Genomic DNA, 23,551 nt, shown 5'->3' with positions numbered 1-23,551 from the left:
AGGAAGTAAAATGTCGCTCTACCCATTTAAAAAATATTCAGCCACAGTGCCCACCCAGTGGGTTGATTTTAACGGCCATATGAATACAAAATATTATGGTTTAGTTATTTACGATGCGCATATAGATTTTACCGAACATCTGGATTTAGGTGAGCGATACCGTTATGCAAATAACTGCAGCAAAGCATTAGTAGAGAGCCATTGTATTTTTGAAAGGGAGTTGTGCGAAGGCGATGAAATTGAGGTTGTGTCTTGGCTGTTGTACGTTGATGAAAAACGTATTCATACATTTCATGAAATATATTGCACCAATAAAGGGTATCGCGCCGCTGCGGGCGAGCACTTAGATTTGCATATTGATTTAGCAACCAGGCGAGTATCTCCATTTCCAAGTGAGGTGCTAGAGCGTTTAAAGGTAATAGAGCAGCAATTTTGCCAACTACCCAAGCCCGTTAAAGTAGGCAGTACAATTAAAATACCCAGCATAACTTGAACTATGGATAACAAATCTATCTCAAGCAGCTATTTTCGGCGCTAACTACGTTAAAATTACTTGCAATAGGCTAGGGCGTGTTGATCTTTGTGGTATGAAAAACAAACAGCATGAAGATAAGGTATAATTGAATTCGCCAGAAAACTTTACACCGAACCTACATGCCAAGATTAATGTTAACAGACGGGACATGGAATGTCTTATCAAAAGTAATGTACTTAAGTGGTCGAATTTATAATAAGCCCGACCATAGAAAAACGCTCGAAGGCATACTGTATAAGATGCGCACAGGTATTCCATGGCGAGATTTACCTTCTGATTTTGGCCGTTGGAGTGCTATCTACAGACGGTTTAATTTATGGTCCAAAAAAGGGATTTTGAATGAACTGTTTCGCGCATTATCTCGTGATGCGGACATGGATTGGGTCTTCATTGATGGCAGTATTGTCAGGGCTCATCAACATAGTTGCGGTGCAAGAACTGCTGACAATGAATCAATTGGAAAGAGCCGAGGTGGAAATTCTACGAAAATTCATCTTGCAGTCGATAGCGGAGGGTTGCCTGTTTATTATGAATTATCCTGTGGAAATACGCATGATATCGTCCATGCAGAGTCACTCGTAGCTAATTGCCCAACAAGTAATATGGTTGTCGCAGATAAAGGCTACGACAGTGAAAAACTGAGAGCGTTTGTTCGTGATAATAACGCTACACCCGTTATTCCACGTAAGGGCAACAGTTTAGTAGGCAATGAAGATATTGACTGGTGCATGTACAAATATCGGCACTTGGTTGAGAATGCATTTGGCCGTATTAAGCAATATAGAGGGATAGCCACGCGGTATGAAAAGCTTGAACGAAATTATCATTCAATGCTCGCTTTAGCATTTACTATGATGTGGCTACCAATGTGGGCTGATTGATATATGTACTACAAAGATCAACAGCCCCTAGCTATTGGCGCGTTAATTCGCCTTGTTTTCACTGAAAATCTCTTAATCAGAGTTCATGTTATATATTTCACGTTGATTTTATTTTAGCGGCAGGTAGAGCATAAGCTGCCGCTAAAGCGAAACACAAAGCGGTTAATTTTTAGCGTTATTTATTTTTAACTGTTCTTTTTCTAAATATGTTTGGCTGCCAACCCCAATGCAGCGCGCCCAAACGTAAAAATACGGTAATAAACAAGGAGCCTAAAATACACCATATATAAGACACTCCGAGTAAAAACAACGCTGCATAAGTTAAACCGCCCGACAGACACGCAGTAGAATACAGCTCTTCGCGCATTACTAGCGGAATTTCTCTGCAAATTACATCGCGCATTAGCCCGCCAAATATACCGGTAGTCATACCCATGGTAATGGCAACTATCATGGTAGTGCCTTCAATTAACGACTTTTCAATGCCGACAATGTTAAATATAGCCATGCCTAATACATCAACTAGCAGCATGTAATAATTAGATACGTGCGGTAAATGGCGAATAAACACCACCGCAATAAATATTGCGCCATAGGTGGCGTATAAATAATCGGGCTCTGCAATCCAAAACACTGGCTGATTTAATAATATATCACGCAATGTACCGCCGCCAAGCGCAGTAACTGAGCCTACAACTACAACACCAAAACCCCCAATGTTTTTTTCGTGGCCTAATAAAGTGCCCGATATAGCAAAAAAGGCCACCCCAATTAAACTCATAAAATGAAAGTATTCAAACGCCATGGTGTGGTTTCCTTACCATAATTAGGAGAGGTAGAATTAATAAACAGTGTAGCGTATTTAAAATTTATTTTTGCTGAACACTCCCCCACAACAATAGCTTTAATATGAAATTACGTAGGTTGGTTTAGGCGCAGTGAACCCAACGAAAAAAGGCAGCATCAATTAATCTAGGCGTTTTGCATTATAGATTGGCTTAAATAATTGGCTAAACTAAGCATCAATTTAATAAATAAAATAAACCTTATTCACGATTTTATCGGCTTTATCAGAGGACGCTTTCCCTTCAATACACATAACGACTAATGCCCACATAGTGGCAAACGCAGCCGGCAATAACAAATAAGTGCCAAATGGCGTGGCTAAATTGGGTGTTTTTGGCGCTGTAAAATACTGTGCCTAGGCTATAAAAAATGCCGCCGGCGAGTAGCCAATATAATGCGTTTACATTAATAACTAAGTAAAGCGGATAAATAATGGCGAGTGCAAACCATCCCATGAGTAAGTAGGTGGCAAGGGAGACTTTTTTATTACCATTGTGAACTAAAACTTTATACGCTACGCCAGCAAGTGCCACCGACCAAATAAAGGTGAGGGTTGCCCAAGACCAAACACCTGTTAACGACAGGTGTAAAAAGGGAGTGTAAGTACCGGCAATAAGAATATAAATAGCGCAGTGGTCGCACTTTTTATAAAATGCCCTGAGCCTAGGTTGTACACTGGCGTGATATAAAGTAGATGATAAAAACAAAATAAAGATGCTGGCGCTATAAATCGTTGCACTTATATAGGCTTTAGTGCTACTTGATTGATTAAACAGATCCCACATTACCCAGAAAGCAAATAACACACCTATTGCATGGCTAATTACATTGAGCTGTTCTTCTTTACGCGAATAGGGCGCATTCGATGACATAACTGATCCTACCACTTTTAATTGTTTTCAGTGTACGTGTGTACGCTGAATCTTTCAATTATTATAAGCAAACATAAGGGCAAACTTTCGCTTGCTTTAAAGGCTCATTAATTCAATATGTTTTACTACAAAATAGGCTGAACACTCAACTGTTACTTAAAGGAAAATTATGCAAAAAAGCTTTAAAGCAGCATTACTTAGCGCTTTAATTTACCCAGGTGCTGGGCACTTTGCGTTAAAAAAGCATTTAATAGGCGCTATTTTTGCGGGAGTATTTTCGGTTTTACTACTGTTAACTTTACAAGAGGTGTATGCAATGGCGCAATGCATAGCTAATGACATAGTAAACACAAGGGGCGGTGCTAGCTTTGATGATATTTTGGCTGCAGTAAAGCACCCATCAGCGCACTGTGCAGCATTAGGGCAATACCAGTATATTTACTTAATGTTGGTTATTTGGTTTTTGAGCATAGTAGATGCTTACAGGTTAGGTAGAAAGGCGGTTAAATAAACAGCGGTATTGGCGCATAAATAAAGCGTGTTATATTAACTAAAATTTAGCTGAAAAGTTAAATTAATTAGTTATATTAACCAACGCTGAATTTCATTTTCGGCTACTACTATTTAAATATATTTTATAAACAATGGGTTATATTTTTAATTTAGTGTGGCACATCCCTTGAATATGTAATTGAGTCGAAACAATACACAAACAAGGAAATCCATTATGAAACATTCAATTAAAATCGCTATGGCAAGTTTATTAGTATTAGGTTCGTTGCAAGCAAACGCAACCGAAGTTGACCTTGATGTAACTGATATGCTCACACAAACAATTACCAGCTATATATCGCAAACCACCATAGAGCTTGAAAACTCAATAAAAGACACGCTTACTTTTAATACCGAAACTATGCTTAATAGCTGGTTAAGTGAGCCATTAATTACCGATATTCAAGCTGAAATTAAAACCGAAAATACCGTTAAACCAGTGCAATAATATACGTCAATTATAAGGAATAACCCTATGAGCAGTGAATTTGGATTATTTGCTTTAATGCTGGCGCCGGTTGTAAGTATGATCAGCGCTTATTATTCGGTGCAATTACTTAAAAGTATGGGAGCGTGGTTTAATATTTAACATTGGTTTAATAAAAGCTGATCGACTTAGTTAAAGCGCACGTAAATGAAGGCAGAATGTTTTAAACAAGTAGACTTTATGAAACGTGCGATTTTTCCATTACCCTTATTTATGCTCCCTGACGGTTATACGCGTTTGCGCATATTTGAACCTCGCTATTTAAATATGGTTAAAAGCGCTTTAAAAGAAAACATTGGCTTTGTGCTTTGTAGTTTTGAGCACGACACGCCATTTAACATAAGCGCCCAAGGTTGCCTAATGAACATTATTGACTTTGATCAAGATGATAATGGCATGCTACTTATAGATGTATGTGCTACTCAAAGTGTGCAAATAAACGATGTGTTTCAAGACGAGCAAGAACTGCGCTACGGTTTAATGTCGAACTGTAATACGCCTTATTGGTACACAGAGGCAAACAATAATATTGGCGAGCATAAACGCCTACAAGATACGCTGCGTGAAGTGTTCACTAATAACCCAGAGCTTAGTTCATTATATAAACAAACCTATTTTGACAAGCTTACTTGGGTTGCTGCTCGATGGCTTGAGCTGTTACCTATATCTATTGAGAAAAAACAGCAACTTGCGTTTGAAACTAACTTTGATAACTTACTAAGTTTCCTCCATACTGTGATTAATAACGAATTTGCCTAATTTAATTTGATCCTTATTTAATTATTGCCCGTATTTACATGTACTAAAGCAATAACGGGATAAATTACTATGGTAAGTCAACAACAATCATTACGTTGTGAACCTAATACAGGTAAGTACACTGCCATGCCAGAAACGCCAAGTAAGGAATTGATGCAAGCATTAATTGATGTTGCACAAAGCCGCGATAAAAAAGCATTTGCTTATTTATTTGAATATTTTTCGCCAAAAATTAAACGTTTTGGTATCAAGCAATTTGGTATTGAAGCTCAAGCAATGGAGTTAGTGCAAGAAACACTAACATCGGTTTGGCGTAAAGCACATTTGTACAATAGTGACAAAGGGGCTGCGACTACTTGGGTTTACACGGTAATGCGAAATGCTTCGTTTGATATGCTGCGCAAAATGAAAAGCAATAAAGAAGAAAACATCAGCGAAGATATTTGGCCGTTATTGAACGAATCGCAAAATACGCATCACGAATACACAGATCATTTAGAAGATAAACAAATTAAACGCTACCTTGAAAAGCTACCAGTAGCTCAGCGGGAAGTAGTAAGAGGTGTTTATTTTCAAGATATGTCGCAAGAACAACTTGCACAACAACTTAATATTCCAGTAGGCACGGTAAAATCACGGTTACGTTTAGCCTTGCAAAAATTACGTAATGAAATGGGAGATCAGCATGATTAAACATCACCCGAGTGATACTTTACTGACACAATATTGCAGTGCATCACTTAGCGCATCGTTAAGTTTAGCTGTGTCTATACACGTAGATATGTGCCCAGTATGCCAAGAAAAAGTAACAAAGCTTGAAGCTGATAATGCAGCTGAAGTGTTTAACGATGCATTACCTTCAGAGGCTAAGGATGATACTAGTGGTTATTTTGAGCAAGAAAGCTCAAGCTTATTTGATTTAATAACCAGCGATACCAGTATTGATGAAGTATACGAAGTTGAACCAATTGCTGTTGAAATAAACCAGCAAAACTATCAACTGCCGCGTGCTTTAACACGTATTTCGCACAGCAAATTTACTCAAGTTGGCAAACTAGCCCGCTCGCGCGTTGCCCTAGATGATGGCCCATTACGTACCAGCTTATTGCACATTGCTGCGGGTGGAGAAATACCAGAGCATACTCATACCGGATTTGAGATTACTTTGTTACTAAACGGCGAGTTTAGCGACGAAGAGGGTAGCTACGTACCGGGTGATTTTATTTGGCAAGATGGCAGCCATCTGCACACACCGGTAACAAAAGAAGGCTGTTTATGCTTTACAGTAGTCAGTAGTGCGCTACATTTTAATAAAGGGCTGAGTAAGTTACTTAACCCAATTGGTAATTTAATTTACTAATATAAACAGTTTATTAGGGATATTATGCAAGCTGATACAATTAAAATAGGCATTAGTGCCTGTTTAGCAGGCGAAAAAGTGCGTTTTGACACAGGCCATAAACGCTCAAACTTTTGTATGGATGAGTTTGCAAAGCATGTTGAATATACGCGCTTTTGCCCAGAGGTGGCGGTGGGTTTACCTATTCCAAGGCCAACTATTCGCCAAGTACGAGTAGGCGATACAATAAAAGTGTGTCGCCCTGATGGTTCTGGCGACGTTGGACCACAACTTACTGCTTACGGTATTAAAGTAGCTACCGAACAAGCGAAAGAGTTAAGCGGCTTTGTGTTTTGTGCTAAAAGCCCAAGCTGTGGCATGGAGCGCATTAAAATATACAACGAAGCGGGCACTGGTAACACATCAGAAGGTGTTGGTTTTTTTGCAGAGCAAATAATGAAGCACAATCCATTATTACCGTGCGAAGAAAATGGCCGTTTAAACGACATGCACTTGCGTGAAAACTTTGTAATGCGAGTGTATACGTTTAAAAATTGGCAAAAATTAATACAACAGCCATTGAACGTTCATCGCTTAACCCAGTTTCATGCGCAATATAAATACTTGTTAATGGCGCATAATTACCAAGCTTACCGCGATCTAGGTCATTTGTTAGGCACGTTTTTAGGTGATGACGTAACCGAGCTTGCTGATAAGTACATTTTAGGTTTGATGAATGGACTTAAAAAGCCAGCCTCACGCAAAAATAATTGTAATACCTTAATGCATTTACAGGGCTACTTTAAAAAAGATTTATCGTCAGTCGAAAAACAAGAAATGCGAGAAGCAATTGATGAATACAGCGATGGTTTAGTGCCTCTTTACGTGCCACTTACTTTGCTAAAGCATCATTTAAAGGTGCACCCAAACGAGTATCTTGAAAAACAAGTATTTTTTAATCCTTATCCTAATGAATTAAAACTACGCTACGGTATTTAATGAACACATTATTTTGGTTTAGGCGCGATTTGCGCCTTTTTTCTAATGAGGCGCTAATTCAAGCGCTTAATAATGGCGCTAACCACGCTATTTTTTTTATCTGCGAAAAACAATGGCAGCAGCATCAAGCAGCGCCAATACAAATTGACTTACTTAAACGTCGCATTACTTACCTGCACCAGCAACTTGCTGATCACGGCATTACCTTACACATTATTGATGCGCCATACTTTGCTGATTGCGAAACTCAACTCATTGATTTTTGTAAGGCTAATAATGTTAAGCATGTAATTGCCAATACCGAGTATGAACTAAACGAAGTAAACCGCGATAAAGCCATTTTAGCAAAGTGCGATGAGCTTTCTATTACGTTTACCTTGTACGAAGGCGATTTAATTGCCCCGGTAGGCAGCGTTAAAAACCAAAGCAACGAAATGTACAAAGTATTTACGCCATTTAAACGTGCTTGGTTAAAACAGTACATTGAGGTGCATTTTTCTTTGCCGCAGTGGCCTGTAGAGCACGTTAGCGGCGGTGCGCAGTTAAGCAAAAACGAAACAAATTTACTCAAAGGCGATAGCAGCTCTGAAAAATGGCCCGTTGATGATAAAACATTGGCCACTGTGGTCGATAACTTTATTTGCGATAAACTAACAAGTTACGACGATCACCGTGATATTCCCAGTATTAAAGGCACCTCAGGCCTTAGCCCTTATTTAGCGCTAGGTATTATTAGTACTAAGCAATTATTAATAAATATACAGCAGCGCTACCCCGATATCTTAAGCACTTCAAAAAGCAAAACCTTTACTTGGGTTAATGAGCTTATTTGGCGTGAATTTTATCGGCATTTAATTGCGCAATTTCCAAAGCTTTCGCGTGGCGATAATTTTAACGAAAAGTATAACGCGGTAGTTTGGCGTAGCAGCGATGACGACTTTAAAGCATGGTGCGAAGGCCGCACAGGTTATCCGCTTGTTGACGCTGCGATGAGGCAACTATTGCAAACCGGGTGGATGCATAACCGTTTACGCATGGTGGTTGCTAGCTTTTTAACTAAACACCTACTTATAGATTGGCGCAAAGGCGAGCGTTTTTTTATGCAACACCTTATAGATGGCGATTTGGCCTCTAATAATGGAGGTTGGCAGTGGGCGGCAAGTACCGGGTGTGATGCACAGCCTTACTTTAGAGTTTTTAATCCTATAAGACAAAGTGAACGCTTTGATCCAAACGGCGAATTTATTCGTAAATACATACCAGAGCTTGAAAACGTGCCAGATAAACACATTCACTTTCCACATAGTTATTTAGCTTCATTGGGGCAAAGTGATTCGTGTTATTGGCCAGCAATTGTTGATCATAAAGCGGCGCGAGAGCGTGCCCTAGCAGCATTTAAGGTATGATATGGATAACCAGTTACCAGTAGATAAGTTTGTAGATATATATCAAAAACTTAATAATAGTAACCTCGATTTATTAAGTGAAATTTACTGCGACGATATACAATTTACCGACCCAATGCACAACATTAATGGCATTGTTGAGCTGCGCAAATACTTTGCTAATTTGTATAGCAATGTTACGCATTGCCAGTTTGATATAACTGATTCTTTCAGTGTTGCCAATAATGCCTTTGTGTATTGGAGTATGCATTATGTGCATCCTAAATTAGCCTCAGGAAACACCATTACTGTGCAGGGGCACAGTAAGCTTACATTTAACGGTGACAAAATAATTGAGCACCGCGACTATTTTAACGTAGGCGAGCTACTGTATCAGCATATTCCTTTATTAGGCCGTATTATTAAGCTTATAGATAAAAGGGCGGGCTAATTATGATCACACTTATTACCGGTGCTACCTCAGGTATTGGCGAACAATTAGCAATAAAATATGCCGAGCAAGGCGATACTGTTATTGCTTGCGGTCGTAACAGCGAAAAGTTAGCTGAGCTTGCTAAGCATAACAACATTCAAACCTGCCAATTTGATGCCACAAATTTACAACAAATAAAATCTGCTACCATTGGCTTTGCTCATTTTGATCGGGTCATACTCAATGCTGGTAACTGCGAATACGTTGACGATGCACGAAATTTTGACAGCGCCTTATTTGAGCGAGTCATTAGCGTTAATTTACTGGCTATGGGGTATTGCTTAGAAGCTTTATTACCTAAAATAAATAGTGGTGGCCAGCTGGTGTTAGTCAGCTCAAGTGTAACCTATTTAGCACTACCGCGCTCAGAGGCGTATGGCGCTTCTAAAGCGGGTGTAAGCTACTTGGCTAAAAGCTTAGCAATTGATTTAAATGACGTTGATGTAACCTTAGTGCATCCTGGTTTTGTTAAAACCCCTCTAACTAATAAAAATGACTTTCCTATGCCTATGGCCGTTACAGCGCAAAAAGCGGCAGACTACATGATAAAAGGCATACACAAGCGTCGTAAAGAAGTGCATTTTCCGTATCGTTTTACACTAATATTAAAAGCACTGCGCATATTACCATTGCCGCTGTGGCTCAAAATTGCAAAAGGACTAGCGCGTTGAAAAAAATAGCTATAATTGGCACTGGCGTTTCAGGTTTAACCTGTGGGCATTTATTGCATAAGCACTATGATGTAACGCTATTTGAAAAAAACAATTACATTGGTGGCCACACGGCTACGGTTGATGTGCAAGTTGATGGTATTGAACACGCTATTGATACTGGTTTTATTGTATTTAATAACAGAACCTACCCTTATTTTGAAAAGTTATTAGCGCGTATTGGCGTTGATAAGCAAGAAACAGAAATGAGTTTTAGTGTGCATAACGATGCCACAGGTTTTGAATACAACGGCCATACCTTTACGAGTTTATTTGCACAGCGTCGTAATATTTTTAGACCAAAGTTTTGGCGTTTACTGTACGACATAGTTAGGTTTAATAAATTATGTAAAACAATACACGAGCAAGGCAGCTATAAAGCCGATCACTCATTAGGTGAGCTACTAAGTGAGCATAATTTTAACGACTTTTTTAAATATCATTATATTTTACCTATGGGCGCTGCTATTTGGTCTACCAGCATTAAAGAAATGCAAAATGTAGGCGTTGAATTTTTTGTTAAATTCTTTTTTAATCATGGTTTATTAGATGTAGTAAACAGGCCGCAATGGTATGTAATACCCGGTGGTTCTCGTCAATATATTAACCCGCTAATTAGAGGCTTTGCCGACAAAATTAAACTCAATACAGATATTAAATCAGTAACTAGAGCTGCCGATAAAGTAACCATTGTGTTTGCTAATGGTGAGCAAAGCGAGTTTGATAAAGTGATATTTGCTTGTCATTCAAATCAGGCGTTAGCGTTATTGGGCGATGCCAGCGAGCAAGAAAAGTCAGTGTTGGGCGCTATTCCTTATACCGAAAATTCAGTGGTGCTTCATACCGATACTAATTTATTACCCGACAGAAAAGCAGCCTGGGCTAGTTGGAATTATTTACTCAATAATAATACCGATAAAGCGGCTGTTGTTACGTATCAAATGAATATACTTCAAGGGTTACAGTCAGATACGCAGTTTTGTGTAACATTGAACCATCTACAAGGAATAGAAAAGAGTAAGATATTACGTGAATTTACTTACCATCACCCAGTATTTAACCAAGAATCGATAGCCGCGCAGCAACAAAAGCACAGCATTGACGGGAAAAATAATAGCTATTTTTGTGGTGCGTATTGGTATAACGGTTTTCACGAAGATGGGGTGCATAGTGGCGTAGACGTTGCCAAACAGCTTGGGGTTGAATTTGACTAGCGCTGTATATTTAGGCGATGTAAAACATCGCCGTTTTGCGGTTAAAAGCCATAGCTTTAGTTACCCATTGTACATGATGTGGGTTGATTTAAATAACCCACAGCAATTAAACGGTGTGCATAGCCAATTGGGCAGTTCAGGTTTTAAAGCTCTTAAATTTAACCAAGCAGACTATCTAAATAAAGACCCTCAATTAAATACCTTTTCGTTAGTAGAGCGCGCGCGCAAACACCTTGCAAAGCTAGGTGTTAAACAAACCTTTAGCCATGTTTATATGCTGGGGCAATTACGCTGTTTAGGTATTTACTTTAGCCCAGTAAATTTTTATTTTTTTGGCGATAACGATACAAAATTTAGCTACATGATTGCAGAGGTTAGCAACACACCTTGGAATGAACGCCACTATTATTTAGTTCCGTTAGAAAAAAAAGTGAACTTTAAGAAAACTTTTTCCGTATCACCTTTTATGGACTTGGACATGAACTACCACTGGCATATTCGACAAACGCAGGATAAAGCATTAATACAGATTAAAAATATACGCGACGAGCAGGTATTATTCGACGCTACACTAAGGTTAAAACGCCACGAATTAACTGAGCAACAAGTAAGTAGGTTGCTTAAACGTTTTCCGGCGATGACTTGGTCAATTTTTAAGGGTATTTATTATCAAGCATTAAAGTTGTTTATTAAAAGAGTGCCTTTTTTAGGCCACTCAGGTAAGCCATAAAGCAAGTTGTTATGTTGTTTAAGAGTAATAATATAGGTGATTTTATGGAAAAAGCGACGCATTTACGTTGTCAAAATAATCGAAGCTGGCTTACTAATTTATATAAAAAAATAGTATTTAAAGCCTTTTCATCGATTCAAACAGGGCAAATAACGTTAGTTGATAATAACGAACGCAGTACTTTTGGCGATTTATCGTCAGCTGCAAAAGTAACGATTACTGTTAATAATAAAGCAATGTACAAAGCATTTTGTTTGTCGGGTAGTGTGGGCGCAGGCGAGTCTTATATTTTAGGACAATGGTCTTGCGATAACTTAACTCAGCTGATCGAAATATTTGCGATTAATCAAAATCAATTAGATGCTTTTGAAAAAAAATTTTCTTTTTTCAGTAATATTGTCAATCGCTTAAATCACTTAAAAAACAAAAACTCAGAATCGGGTTCGAAAAAAAATATTATTGCTCATTATGATTTAGGGAATGATTTATACGAATCGTTTTTAAGCAAAGAAATGCTCTATTCGTGTGCAGTCTATCCCGAAAAAGAAGCAACCTTAGAGCAAGCTCAACAATATAAGTTACAACGAATTTGTGAACAAGTTGAACTACAAAAAGGCGACTCGGTAATAGAGATAGGCACCGGATGGGGGGCATTCGCAATTTATGCAGCTACTCATTACGACTGCTATGTTACTACCACGACTATATCTGATGAGCAGCACGACTATGTTGAACAAAAAGTGAAGCAACTTGGGCTTGAACATAAAATAACTTTGCTTAAATTAGACTACCGTTCACTTAAAGGGCAATACGATAAACTGGTTTCAATTGAGATGATTGAAGCGGTAGGGCACGATTACCTACCAAGCTTTTTTACTCAATGTAGTGCGTTATTAAAAGATGATGGCGCTATGCTTATTCAGGCGATTACTATTGGCGATCAGCGTTATAAACATTATTTAAAAAACTCAGATTTTATTCAGCAATATATTTTTCCTGGTGGTTGTTTGCCATCGTTAAATGAAATGAGTGAACAAATTAAAAATAATACCGATATGGTTATTCATACCGTAAACGATATTGGTGCCCATTATGCACGTACACTTGCCGATTGGCGTACGCGCTTTATACAAAGCTGGCCAGACTTAGACAGCTCTAAATTTGATGAGCGCTTTTATCGTTTGTGGTTATTTTACTTTGCTTACTGCGAAGGTGCATTTAGAGCACGTGCAACTAGTACCGTGCATTTAATGGCGCGTAAACCACGTTTTATCAGTACTGATGATGAAATTGCACTCGGTTATTAATTTTGTGTTATTTCAAGCAGTGTGGTTTTTATCCTTACTGCTTGAATCAAGCTCTGTTGTGTTTAGTAGCGCTATTATTGCGTTGATGTTTTATTTATCAAAACAAAAGAAGCACGACGCATTACTGGTTTTAGTGGCTTTGCCCTTGGCTTTATTGAGCGAGTTTATTGCCGTTAAAAGTGGCTTATTAGAGTTTAAAGTATCCCCATTTCCTGTTTGGCTTGCCTTATTGTGGTTTGCATTACTGCTTAGCATAAACACCTCAATGCGCTTTTTAATCTCACTAAAACTTTGGCAAGTATTTATTATTTGCCTTGTGTTTTCCCCTGCAAGTTACTGGGCCGGCGCGCGCTTTGAAGTGCTAAATTTAGGCCTGCCACTATTGGAGTTTTGGCTGGTATACGGTGCTCTTTGGGCTGCTGTATTTACTTTAATTATTTTAGCTAATTTAAAACTTAAATTACTTATTACTCGCTGATCCTCGCCCTTGCCGCTCCCGTATGATTATTCACTTACCTGAAGGGATTTACCATGAACGCTATATTTAAAGTACTGTGTATTTGTTTACTCACAACGAGTTGTGTTGCTGTGGCACAAATTAGCTTAACGAAGGTAGGGGATGCGCGGATGGAGTATTTATTTTGGGATGTATACGACGCTACATTATTTACTACAACAGGAGAGTATAAGCTAGGCGATAATCCGATTAAATTTAAGCTGACTTATTTGCGTGACTTTGCTGCTAAAGACATAGTAAAAGCGACCAACGAGCAGTGGCAACATTTAGGTAAAAAACAGCTAACAACGCAATATAGCGATAAATTATTAGCGATGTGGCCAAATATAAAAAAAGGCGAGTCGTTAACGCTCGTAACAGACAAGCAAGGGCTTAGTGTTTTTTATCATAATGATAAACACATTGGTGAAATTAATGAGCCTGGCTTTGCCGCTGACTTTTTGGCGATTTGGCTGAGCGAAAATACCTCTGAGCCCGCACTTCGAAAGCAATTATTAGGAAATTAATATGACGATTTTAAATTATGCAAAAGTAACCTTTGCCGCTATATGTGCGCTGTTATTGGTAAGTTGCTCTGCCCCCAATGTCGAACATTACAATAACACCTCTCCAGAATTTGACTTTAAAACGTTTTTTAGCGGAAATTTAAAAGCCTATGGCGTTGTACAAGACTATAAAGGTGAATTAACCCGCAAGCTCGTGGTTGACATGCATGCAAGCTGGGAGGGCAACCAAGGCGTTATAGAAGAAGATTTTATTTATGATGATGGTGAAACTCAAAAACGTATTTGGAAAGTAACACTCAATGATGACAAGAGTTTAACCGGCACTGCAGATGATGTTTTAGGCACAGCTAAAGGGAAAAGTGATGGCAGTGTATTTCATTGGAATTACGCTGTTGAACTGCCGTACGATGGCAGCACTTTAACGGTAAACTTTGATGATTGGATGTACTTGGTAACACAAACTCGCTTGATAAACCGTACGTCTATTGTTAAGTTTGGTATCGAAGTTGGGGAAGTTACCTTGGTTATCGAAAAAATATAGCTTGTGACTTTGTGGCTTAGCTTGCGTTAAAATTGCACTTAAATTAAGTCTTTGTTAACTCAACACGCTGTATTTTACCGATAATTATTTTAATTTTACGCATTTTATAAGATTTTAAGCAAAAAATGCAATTTGCTGTTGCTAACTCTTCAAAAATGCATAAAGATAGGTTTTGCGAAGGCAAAATAATAACGAATAGGAATCAAATAATGAATAAAGCTCAATTAGTTGAAAAAATTGCTACTGATGCAGAAATCTCTAAAGCCGCTGCTACACGCGCTCTTGACGCGTTTACTGGCGCTGTAACTTCTTCTTTAAAAGAAGGTGATTCAGTAGCGTTAGTTGGTTTTGGTACTTTTTCAGTTAAAGAACGTGCAGCACGTACTGGCCGTAACCCACAAACGGGTGCTGAGATCCAAATCGCAGCGGCAACTATCCCAAGCTTTAAAGCAGGTAAAGGTCTTAAAGATCAAGTAAACCTTTAATTGTAGGTTTATCTAATTAAATGAAAAGAGGGCCTTTTAGCCCTTTTTTTTATGCCTAAAATATTTGCCAACCTTGTTAATGTTATAATTACATTTAATAATTGTAATAAAGTTAATCCACCTTTATTAAGGTGGATTAACTTTTTAGTTATTTATTTGGCTTTTAGGGCTTTATCGCCACGGCCAATGCCAACTGCCCCAGAGCGCACTACCTCAATAATGTCGGTTTCGTGGCGTAGCGTATCTAAAAATGATTCAATTTTATCTGTGCTACTCACTAACTGTAGGCTATAACTTAGCCGGCCCATATCTAAAATAGTCCCTTGGAATACATCTGCTACGCGGGTAACCGCTGCGCGTGTTGTTTCGTCTTGGGCAAATACTTTAACCAATAATAGTTCACGCTCAATATGACTCATTTCGGTTAAATCAATAATTTTTAGTACATCAACAAGCTTGTTTACCTGTTTGGTAATTTGCTCTACTACACGGTCATCACCCATAGTGGTAATAGTAATGCGCGATAAAGACTGATCATCCGTTGTGCCAACTGTTAGGCTGTCGATGTTATAAGCACGCTGCGAAAATAATCCTACAATACGCGACAGTGCTCCCGGTTCGTTTTCTAATAATATAGATAAAATACGACGCATTATGCTTTTACTCCTTTACGTAGCCACATCTCATCAATGCCACCAAACTTAATTTGCATTGGGTATACATGTTCTTTTTCGTCTACAAGAATGTCTAAAAATACTAAACGATCGTTAATCGACATGGCTTTGTCGATAGCCGGTTGTAACTCATCTAGGGTGTTTACTTTAATACCTACATGGCCGTAGCTTTCTACTAATTTAATAAAATCAGGCAAAGACTCCATGTAAGATGATGAATGACGCCCGCCATACACCATATCTTGCCATTGGCGTACCATGCCTAAAGAGCGGTTATTTAATGACACGACTTTTACCGCTAAGTTATATTGTAAACACGTAGCTAGCTCTTGAATATTCATTTGAATAGAGCCGTCGCCAGTAATACATACCGATTCTTTATCCGGAAAAGCAAGTTTTACACCCATGGCTGCAGGTAAGCCAAAGCCCATAGTGCCAAGGCCGCCTGAGTTGATCCACTGACGCGGATGTTTAAACGGGTAATACTGGGCTGCAAACATTTGATGTTGGCCAACATCAGAGCTTACATAAGCGTCGCCATTGGTTGCTTTATAAACTGCTTCAATAACGGCTTGCGGTTTAATTGCATCACCATCGGTGTTATAGCTTAAGCACTTTTGTTCGCGCCAGCTGATAATTTGACGCCACCAATCTTCTTGGGCGCTGCGATCAATTTGAATAGGGCTCTTATCAATACCAGCTTGTAGCTGCTCTAGTACGGTTGCAAGACAGCCAACTACCGGAATGTGAGCTTTAATTGTTTTAGAAATAGACGTTGGATCAACATCTACATGCACTATAGTGGCGTTGGGACAAAATTTTTGCACATTATTGGTGACCCGATCATCAAAACGCGCCCCTAATGCTAATATTACATCGGCATTAGCCATCGCTTTATTGGCTTCAAGGGTGCCATGCATACCTAGCATGCCTACAAAGTTTGGATGCACACCTGAAATGCCACCTAGCCCCATAAGGGTATTGGTAATTGGCGCATTTAGTGACTCTACCAAGTGAGTTAATTGCTCAGAAGTGTTTGAAATTACAATTCCGCCGCCAGAGTACACTACCAGTTTTTTTGCTTCTAGTATGGCGGTAACGGCTTTGCGTATTTGTTTTGAGTGGCCTTTAGTGTTTGGGTTGTAAGTTCTTAAATCGGTAGATTTAGGAAATTCATAATCAAACTTTATCTCAGGGTTTAGCATGTCTTTTGGCAGCTCTACTACCACTGGGCCTGGGCGGCCTGTGCTGGCAATATAAAAAGCTTTAGCTAAAATAGTTGGGATATCTTTTGCGCTTCTGCAGTTAAAGCTGTGCTTTACTATAGGGCGCGAGCAACCAACGATATCGGTTTCTTGAAAAGCATCATCACCAATCAAGTTGGTAGGTACTTGCCCCGATAGCACGACCATTGGAATGGAGTCCATATAGGCTGTAGCAATGCCGGTAATACAGTTTGTAGCACCTGGGCCTGATGTTGCCAGTACTACGCCTACATCGCCAGTAGCACGCGCATAACCATCGGCCATATGTGTGGCGGCTTGCTCATGACGAACTAAAATATGTTCAATGTCGTCTTGCTGGAAAAGCGCATCGTATAAATCTAATACTGACCCCCCGGGGTAGCCAAATATGTATTTAACCTTTAATTCTTTTAATGCCTGAACAACTAGTTCAGAACCATTATATTGTTGTTTGCTCATCCTCATTCCTCTGCCGTTATTTTTATGCATAAAAAAACCCCCGCATGGGGCGGGGGTTTTTAAAAAGCAGTATCACCTTTCAATACATCCCCGCTGGGCTTATAACTAAGACCAGTACGAGTACGACTAATAGGCGAATTGTAGTATTCATAATTAATTACTCTATTACAAAGCGTTAATACTGCTTTAAACTAAAATTGTGTATGTGGTTATTTTTAAGGGTTTTGAGGGAGTATGTCAACCGCGAAATGGCTTTTTTGCATTATTTTTTCTCATCATGCTATTTTTGTGCTGGAATTAGTTGTTTTTTGAAGTTTGAAAGTGGATAAAAGGAGGTTTTATGCAGTTTTATAAGTTGGAATATTAAAAAGCCAGCAATTGCTGGCTTTTTATATCAGTACGCTTACAAGTACTTATGTATGTACTTTATACTTTATATTACAAACGGTCGATAACAGCTTGAGTAAAGTCTGTTGTACCGTGGCTGCCGCCTAAATCGCGAGTAGTACGATCGCCTGACTTAATCACATCAGCAACTGCACTTCTAATGCGCTCTGCGGTGTCGCCCATGTTTAAATGCTCAAGCATTTGAATAGACGCTAAAATTACAGAAGTAGGGTTAGCTAAGTTTTTACCTGCAATATCAGGCGCACTGCCGTGTACTGCTTCAAAAATTGCAGTATCTTCGCCAATGTTAGCACCTGGTGCCATGCCTAAGCCGCCAACTAAACCAGCACATAGGTCTGATAAAATATCACCAAATAAGTTTGTGGTTACTATTACGTCAAACTCTTCTGGCGTCATTACTAGTTTCATACAGGTTGCATCAACAATCATTTCGGTTGATTCAATTTCTGGGAAACGCTCAGCAACTTCACGCGCTACTTTTAAAAATAGGCCTGATGTAGATTTTAAAATATTTGCTTTATGTACCGCTGTTACTTTTTTACGGCCTTCACGTACTGCTAGCTCGTAAGCAAACGTTACGATTTTTTCTGCGCCTTCGCGAGTAATAACAGATTTTGCTTCTGCTTCGTTACCATCTTCACTTACAATTTGACCAGCGCCAGAGTACATACCTTGGGTGTTTTCACGAATAGTAATGATATCAATATCATCATAACGTGCTTTTGTGCCTACAAACGATTTAACAGGACGTACGTTTGCGTACAAACCAAATTGCTTACGTAGTGTTACGTTTATAGAAGTAAAGCCTTCACCAACTGGCGTTGTTAAAGGACCTTTTAAGGTGATTTTGTTTTTAGCGATAGTATCGATTGTGTCTTGCGGAAGTAACTCACCTGTTTTTTCAAGTGCAGCTAGGCCAGCATCAACAAATTCATAATCAAAATCGCATCCTGCGGCTTTTAGTATTTCAAGTGCTGAGTCGATAATGCTAGGGCCGATGCCGTCGCCTTTGATCACTGTTATGGTTTGTTTGGCCATTAACTTATCCTTTAAAGAGTTTGATTTGCACATAAATTGTGGCTCCGAGGGAGCAACTGCTTGTTAGAAAATTTATGTGAACGAGCTTGAGAATTCAAGGGCGCATTTATACCAATTATTAAGTCATTTTGCCAGTTTATACTATTAATACTGGGTATAACCGCTGTTTATAGTTAAAATAAGTAGCTTAAATACTATCAAACAAAGCTAATGTTTGAAGTTTGTCATAAAAATCGGCTTGATTGTCCCAGCCCTGGGCTATTAATTGCTGCTTAAGTGTTTGCTGTTGCCAAGGTGTTAATGCTGTTTTTGGCTTAAACACGCTTTGCGCCACGACTTTAAATGCTACCCATAACTTACTTTGCTCAGTGAGTTCGTTTTTAGCTACTTGTTCGGCATCTAATAATGCAAAGGTCCATGGGTTATCACTTAAAAGCGCTGATAACTGCTGATTTAAATGCTTACTATCCATGCTTTCTATGCCAAAAAATGCGCACATAGGTGTATCGGATGATTTATTGGGGGCGTGCGCTATAGGCGTCTTTCTTGAAAGTTGCGTACTACAATGTATTAATAAGTAATGCGCGTAAGCATATAAAGGCAAACAAATATGCTCAAACTGATATTGCTTATTGTTATAGACCAATAGCCTCATTATATCGACCATACATTTGAGTCGATTAACTAAAAAAGCATGTAAAGGATGCGGAATAGCAAAAACTAGTTGCTCAAACACCACGCGCTGTATAATAGCAGGGGCATTATTGTAGCCAACCATAGACAAACTATGCGTTAAATTTTTAGCGGCTTGATGCTCTTTGTTATACGGTTTAACTGCTTGGCATAAGCTTTTAATAACATTAGGGTATGGGGCTAATAAAGTATTTATATTGTTAAAGCTATACTCTTGTTGCAGTTTAATAAGCCCAATTAGATCATATAATGTGTTTTGGGTACTGGGAGTTGCGGCTTTTATATTTACATATTCAGTATCCCACACTTTATAAAGTATACGTTTATCAGCGCATAGCCATTGTACTGCGTTATCGTTAAGCGTTGCTTTTACCCTGTACCAAACTATTTTGTTCTTTAAGCTTTTAATAAGTATGTGGCGCTGCTCGGCGTCGGTTGCTAAATAAATCATTGCTTGTTCGGCATATAAAACTCGGCTCCCGGGGAGCAAAGGGCCAATATGCGCAATTAATGATTTTAAGAGTCGCTGAGCAAATAAATTTGGGGTTCGCAAATATAAGTCTGCTATCGCTTTATAAAAATTTATTTGCTGATTTGCTGCATTACACGTGAGGTTAACTGCCAAAATATTAGCTAACGCCACAATTACTGTGCCGCCATCGTATAACATTATTTTAGGGGTGCTTACTAAAGCGTGTTTATATTTACTCAGTTTAGCTAATACTTGAGTAATACTATGGGCAGGTTGCTTTGCGGTTAGTAATACGCGCGCTGCAAGTTTGTGGCGTAATTGCCATATTTGGCTTTCGGTACTGGTAAACGCTATTTGTTTGGACAGTTTATTAAGTTGAGCGCCTACGCACAAGTGCTCAATTAATGACGCACTAATATACAGCTCACTTAGTTCGTCATCGTAATTTTGGCTTACGCACAGTGCGGTTGTTAAAATACATTGGTTAATTACAAGGTTGGTAGCAAAGTCGTACTGAGTTTTATAAAGCATAAGTTGCGCTTGTAGAGCACTCGGATTTTGCTTATAAAGGGTTCGGTATTGCTCTGCAAGTTTGCACACTAGCGGATAAAAGGTAGGCCATTGTTTTTTATTATTGTATGAAGCTAAAAATAGCTGCGTATGCTCAAGCAACCTTTTTAGCTTTATTGATACAGGCTCATCCATTATGCCGTTTCCCTAACCTGGTTTTAGATATTGATCGTAAGCACTGGGACCCCATAAAATGAGCTGCCCGTTTTTAAATAATAAGCCGGTACATTCATCTATAGTAGTAATGCCGTCAGATGTTTTATGCTGGGTACGATAAAAAACAATTTGCCATACTTGGTCCTCATCACGCTTAGCAAAGGTAAGATCTGGGCTACCTAAATATTCGAGTACACTATTGAGGGTTGCAGTGTCTTCTATTTTTAGCTTTTCGATATAGCGTTTATTATAGGCTTCTCTGTCTTGCCAAATCATAGCTTGTGGATCATCTTTATAAAAAACGATCACTAACGTGGCTATTAGCGCATACAGCCCTAAACCTAAAATTAAATATCTAAAAAACTTTTTGAACATTACTTACTCTACTAACCATCACTGCTAATAGTATACGTATTGTCGTACGGCAGTGCTATTAACTTGCGACTAATTAAGCCTTAACTGCTTTAAACTAAAGCCTAAGTTTATATCGGTGCGTAAACTAACCAGTTGCTTTGAAATAACATACATATCCATATTCTCAGTTAGCTTTTTACGTAAGCTGGCACTAAGAGCATCGTCATTGAGTGCATCCTCGACAGAGCTATAGTTATTAACTAGTAGCTGTGCCGATTTAGTGCCTATGCCTTTTACGCCCGGAATATCATTGGTTTTATCGCCAGCAAATGCCCAAAACTCTACTAGTTTTTTTTGCTCAACGCCAAAGCGTTGCTTAATACTATCTTGATCTAAATAATGTTTTTTAAAATAATCATACACAGCTATATGCTCATTTAAAAAAGGTAAAAAGCCTTTATCAGTTGAGACAATCACACTGCTGATGTTGTTATGTGATGCCTTATTTGCAAGAGTTGCAATAATATCATCAGCTTCATCGTTTATTGGTTCAAACACTACAATACCGGTTTCTTCAATGGCGGCTTTAAATTGCACTAATGCATCTTTAAGTATTTGTGGCATGGGAGCACGGGAGTGTTTGTAATCTTTATAAAAATGATAGCGCCAACTTTTATCGCCATCAAATACAGCAATGGCATGGGTTGCTTTAGTGCTGCTTAAAAGTTTTGAGCAGGCATGCGCTACACGTGCGCAGCTTGCTTTAAGCATCTGCTCATCACTGTGATGTTTTTGATTCGCGTCTACCGCGTAAATGCGCCTAATTAAATTAAGCGCATCAATAAGTAATAAATGGGGTTTCAATACAGAACTCACGCCTTGATTGTGTAGCAGGGGACATATTTACTGCCGGGCAGTTTCATTCTTCCCTCGTCAACATAAGCTTGTAATAACTTATCCATTGCTTTCATTAAACTAGGCTCGCCACTTAGAATATAAGGCCCATGTTGTTTAATTGCTTTTACGCCTTCTTCTTTAACATTACCGGCAACAATGCCCGAAAATGCGCGGCGTAAATTTGCAGCTAATAACTGTTTTGGTTGTTCTAGGTGCAAGTCTAGGTTCGCCATTTGTTCATGTGATGGTATAAACGGCTGTTGAAAGTCATTTTCTATTTTTAATGTCCAGTTAAAATAGTATGCATCGCCTTGGCTTTTACGATAGTCGCGAACATTAGCCATGGTCGACTTTAATTTTTGCGCCACTAATTGTGGGTTATCTATAATAACTTCAAATTTGCTGAGTGCTTCTACACCCAGTGTCATTTCAATAAAGTGGCACAGCTCTTTAAAGTAGGCTTCACTTTGTTTGGGTCCTGTTAAAATAACCGGTAGGCACTGCTTGTCATTTTCTGGGTGTAATAATATCCCTAATAAATAAAGAAACTCTTCAGCAGTACCAGCGCCACCAGGAAAAATAATAATAGCGTGAGCTGTGCGTATAAAGGCTTCTAAACGTTTTTCTATGTCGGGTAAAATGACTAATTCATTTACAATTGGGTTAGGCGGCTCTGCTGCAATAATGCTGGGCTCGGTTAATCCTAAATAACGATTGTTTTTAATGCGCTGCTTAGCGTGGCCAATAGTAGCGCCTTTCATTGGGCCTTTCATAGCGCCAGGGCCACAGCCGGTACAAATGTTTAAGCCGCGCAGGCCCAGCTCATAGCCTACTTGTTTGGTATATTTATACTCAACTTCACTAATCGAATGCCCACCCCAACATACAATCATGCTTGGTTCGCTGTTTACTTTTAGTGCATCGGCATTTCTGAGCATATCAAAAACCATGTGGGTAATGGCTTTTTGTTCTTTAAGATCTTTTTCGTATTTTTGACATATAAATAAAATATCGCGGATCACAGAAAATATATGTTCGTGAATACCGGTAATAATTTCACCATCAACAAATGCGGTATCAGGTGCGTTAATTAGTTCTATTTTTATGCCACGCTCACGGCTAACTAAACGAATATCAAAGTCTTGGTATTTATCGTAGATATCGCTACTTTCATCTGTATGGCTGCCTACGTTGAGGACGGCAAGCGCGCAGTTTCTAAATAATCGATAGCGTTCACTAGCGGAAGATTGCTCTAATAAATCAACTTCTAATTGCGACAGTAAATCTAAAACCCCAGTAGGGTTTAACTGTATTAACATCGGCATTCTCCTTGCTGCTTAATACCAATTGAATACAAGCGTTGATTGCTCTAGCAGGTTAAACTCATTTTGGGCACTTAAACTTATATAAGTAATATATAAGCTCAAG

Annotated in this window: 27 protein-coding genes; 18 read left to right on the top strand and 9 right to left on the bottom strand. The window is 38.8% G+C overall.

From position 1 onward, the window contains the following. Positions 1-10 precede the first annotated feature (10 nt). Together RB215_RS16000 and RB215_RS15995 are read left to right on the top strand one after the other, a co-directional pair. Positions 11-493 carry a thioesterase family protein gene (locus tag RB215_RS16000; protein WP_011330069.1) on the top strand — a complete coding sequence of 161 codons (483 nt, stop codon included), beginning with the start codon at positions 11-13 and terminating at the stop codon, positions 491-493. A 161-nt stretch (positions 494-654) separates the two neighbouring features. Next, on the top strand, positions 655-1,416 hold the full coding sequence (locus tag RB215_RS15995; protein ID WP_024600859.1) for an IS5 family transposase: 762 nt from the start codon (positions 655-657) through the stop codon (positions 1,414-1,416). Between the two features lie 175 nt (positions 1,417-1,591). Here the strand turns inward: RB215_RS15995 and RB215_RS15990 are convergent, their stop codons facing one another. Then, entirely contained in the window at positions 1,592-2,221 is a 630-nt protein-coding gene (locus RB215_RS15990) for a trimeric intracellular cation channel family protein (RefSeq protein ID WP_011330070.1), read from the bottom strand. Between the two features lie 283 nt (positions 2,222-2,504). After that, entirely contained in the window at positions 2,505-3,134 is a 630-nt protein-coding gene (locus tag RB215_RS15985; RefSeq protein WP_011330071.1) for a hemolysin III family protein, read from the bottom strand. Between the two features lie 169 nt (positions 3,135-3,303). On the opposite strand from RB215_RS15985, the gene RB215_RS15980 reads away from it, so the two are divergent. The 16 genes from RB215_RS15980 to RB215_RS15905 all read left to right on the top strand — a co-directional run bounded on the left by RB215_RS15980 (position 3,304) and on the right by RB215_RS15905 (position 15,158). Then, positions 3,304-3,645 (top strand): hypothetical protein, encoded by a 342-nt coding sequence (locus RB215_RS15980; protein WP_011330072.1) that lies wholly within the window; start codon positions 3,304-3,306, stop codon positions 3,643-3,645. 216 nt (positions 3,646-3,861) lie between these two features. Continuing rightward, positions 3,862-4,134, top strand: coding sequence for a hypothetical protein (locus tag RB215_RS15975; RefSeq protein WP_011330073.1), 273 nt, complete (start codon positions 3,862-3,864; stop codon positions 4,132-4,134). A 219-nt stretch (positions 4,135-4,353) separates the two neighbouring features. Next, positions 4,354-4,932 carry an LON peptidase substrate-binding domain-containing protein gene (locus RB215_RS15970; RefSeq protein ID WP_309217430.1) on the top strand — a complete coding sequence of 193 codons (579 nt, stop codon included), beginning with the start codon at positions 4,354-4,356 and terminating at the stop codon, positions 4,930-4,932. 69 nt (positions 4,933-5,001) lie between these two features. Next, entirely contained in the window at positions 5,002-5,625 is a 624-nt protein-coding gene (locus RB215_RS15965; protein WP_011330075.1) for a sigma-70 family RNA polymerase sigma factor, read from the top strand. Next, positions 5,618-6,292, top strand: a complete 675-nt coding sequence (locus tag RB215_RS15960; protein ID WP_011330076.1) for a ChrR family anti-sigma-E factor — start codon at positions 5,618-5,620, stop codon at positions 6,290-6,292. Before RB215_RS15965 ends, RB215_RS15960 begins: the two co-directional genes overlap by 8 nt. 24 nt (positions 6,293-6,316) lie before the next feature. Then, positions 6,317-7,270, top strand: coding sequence for a DUF523 and DUF1722 domain-containing protein (locus RB215_RS15955; protein ID WP_011330077.1), 954 nt, complete (start codon positions 6,317-6,319; stop codon positions 7,268-7,270). Next, on the top strand, positions 7,270-8,676 hold the full coding sequence (gene phrB / locus RB215_RS15950) for a deoxyribodipyrimidine photo-lyase (protein ID WP_011330078.1): 1,407 nt from the start codon (positions 7,270-7,272) through the stop codon (positions 8,674-8,676). Before RB215_RS15955 ends, phrB begins: the two co-directional genes overlap by 1 nt. 1 nt (position 8,677) lies before the next feature. Further along, positions 8,678-9,106, top strand: a complete 429-nt coding sequence (locus RB215_RS15945) for a nuclear transport factor 2 family protein (RefSeq protein ID WP_309217428.1) — start codon at positions 8,678-8,680, stop codon at positions 9,104-9,106. Positions 9,107-9,108: 2 nt separating this feature from the next. Then, on the top strand, positions 9,109-9,819 hold the full coding sequence (locus RB215_RS15940; RefSeq protein WP_011330080.1) for an SDR family NAD(P)-dependent oxidoreductase: 711 nt from the start codon (positions 9,109-9,111) through the stop codon (positions 9,817-9,819). Next, on the top strand, positions 9,816-11,072 hold the full coding sequence (locus tag RB215_RS15935; protein ID WP_011330081.1) for an NAD(P)/FAD-dependent oxidoreductase: 1,257 nt from the start codon (positions 9,816-9,818) through the stop codon (positions 11,070-11,072). The genes RB215_RS15940 and RB215_RS15935 overlap by 4 nt, the downstream gene beginning before the upstream one ends. Then, entirely contained in the window at positions 11,065-11,802 is a 738-nt protein-coding gene (locus RB215_RS15930; RefSeq protein ID WP_011330082.1) for a DUF1365 domain-containing protein, read from the top strand. Before RB215_RS15935 ends, RB215_RS15930 begins: the two co-directional genes overlap by 8 nt. 44 nt (positions 11,803-11,846) lie before the next feature. Further along, positions 11,847-13,109, top strand: a complete 1,263-nt coding sequence (locus RB215_RS15925; protein ID WP_011330083.1) for a cyclopropane-fatty-acyl-phospholipid synthase family protein — start codon at positions 11,847-11,849, stop codon at positions 13,107-13,109. Further along, complete coding sequence (locus tag RB215_RS15920; RefSeq protein WP_011330084.1) at positions 13,087-13,587, top strand: DUF2878 domain-containing protein; 501 nt, start codon at positions 13,087-13,089, stop codon at positions 13,585-13,587. The genes RB215_RS15925 and RB215_RS15920 overlap by 23 nt, the downstream gene beginning before the upstream one ends. 53 nt (positions 13,588-13,640) lie before the next feature. Further along, positions 13,641-14,132: a chalcone isomerase family protein gene (locus RB215_RS15915; protein ID WP_041454935.1), complete on the top strand. Its 492-nt coding sequence runs from the start codon at positions 13,641-13,643 to the stop codon at positions 14,130-14,132. 1 nt (position 14,133) lies between these two features. Beyond that, a complete protein-coding gene (locus RB215_RS15910; RefSeq protein ID WP_182678660.1) occupies positions 14,134-14,673 on the top strand; it encodes a DUF3833 domain-containing protein in 540 nt (179 codons plus the stop codon). Positions 14,674-14,882: 209 nt separating this feature from the next. Beyond that, positions 14,883-15,158: an HU family DNA-binding protein gene (locus RB215_RS15905; protein ID WP_008166804.1), complete on the top strand. Its 276-nt coding sequence runs from the start codon at positions 14,883-14,885 to the stop codon at positions 15,156-15,158. A gap of 152 nt (positions 15,159-15,310) precedes the next feature. On the opposite strand, the gene ilvN is transcribed toward RB215_RS15905, so the two are convergent. The 7 genes from ilvN to ppnN form a co-directional block, all read right to left on the bottom strand. Continuing rightward, the gene (gene ilvN, locus RB215_RS15900) at positions 15,311-15,811 is read right to left on the bottom strand and encodes an acetolactate synthase small subunit (RefSeq protein WP_011330087.1); all 501 of its coding nucleotides are present in this window, start codon (positions 15,809-15,811) and stop codon (positions 15,311-15,313) included. Further along, positions 15,811-17,535 carry an acetolactate synthase 3 large subunit gene (locus tag RB215_RS15895; protein ID WP_309217423.1) on the bottom strand — a complete coding sequence of 575 codons (1,725 nt, stop codon included), beginning with the start codon at positions 17,533-17,535 and terminating at the stop codon, positions 15,811-15,813. Before RB215_RS15895 ends, ilvN begins: the two co-directional genes overlap by 1 nt. A 438-nt stretch (positions 17,536-17,973) precedes the next feature. Then, a complete protein-coding gene (locus tag RB215_RS15890) occupies positions 17,974-18,981 on the bottom strand; it encodes an isocitrate dehydrogenase (RefSeq protein ID WP_011330089.1) in 1,008 nt (335 codons plus the stop codon). A gap of 187 nt (positions 18,982-19,168) precedes the next feature. Further along, entirely contained in the window at positions 19,169-20,851 is a 1,683-nt protein-coding gene (locus RB215_RS15885; RefSeq protein ID WP_309217422.1) for a hypothetical protein, read from the bottom strand. Between the two features lie 12 nt (positions 20,852-20,863). Next, entirely contained in the window at positions 20,864-21,247 is a 384-nt protein-coding gene (locus tag RB215_RS15880) for a DUF3192 domain-containing protein (protein WP_011330091.1), read from the bottom strand. Between the two features lie 69 nt (positions 21,248-21,316). Beyond that, positions 21,317-22,090: a flap endonuclease Xni gene (xni, locus tag RB215_RS15875; protein WP_011330092.1), complete on the bottom strand. Its 774-nt coding sequence runs from the start codon at positions 22,088-22,090 to the stop codon at positions 21,317-21,319. Positions 22,091-22,098: 8 nt separating this feature from the next. Beyond that, a complete protein-coding gene (ppnN, locus tag RB215_RS15870; RefSeq protein ID WP_011330093.1) occupies positions 22,099-23,442 on the bottom strand; it encodes a nucleotide 5'-monophosphate nucleosidase PpnN in 1,344 nt (447 codons plus the stop codon). Positions 23,443-23,551: the final 109 nt, after the last annotated feature.

The sequence above is a fragment of the Pseudoalteromonas sp. HL-AS2 genome (genome assembly GCF_031198805.1).
Classification (GTDB): Bacteria; Pseudomonadota; Gammaproteobacteria; order Enterobacterales; family Alteromonadaceae; genus Pseudoalteromonas; species Pseudoalteromonas nigrifaciens.
The sequence above is the reverse complement of the archived record's forward strand: the minus strand, read 5'-3'. Positions and strand labels throughout refer to the sequence as shown.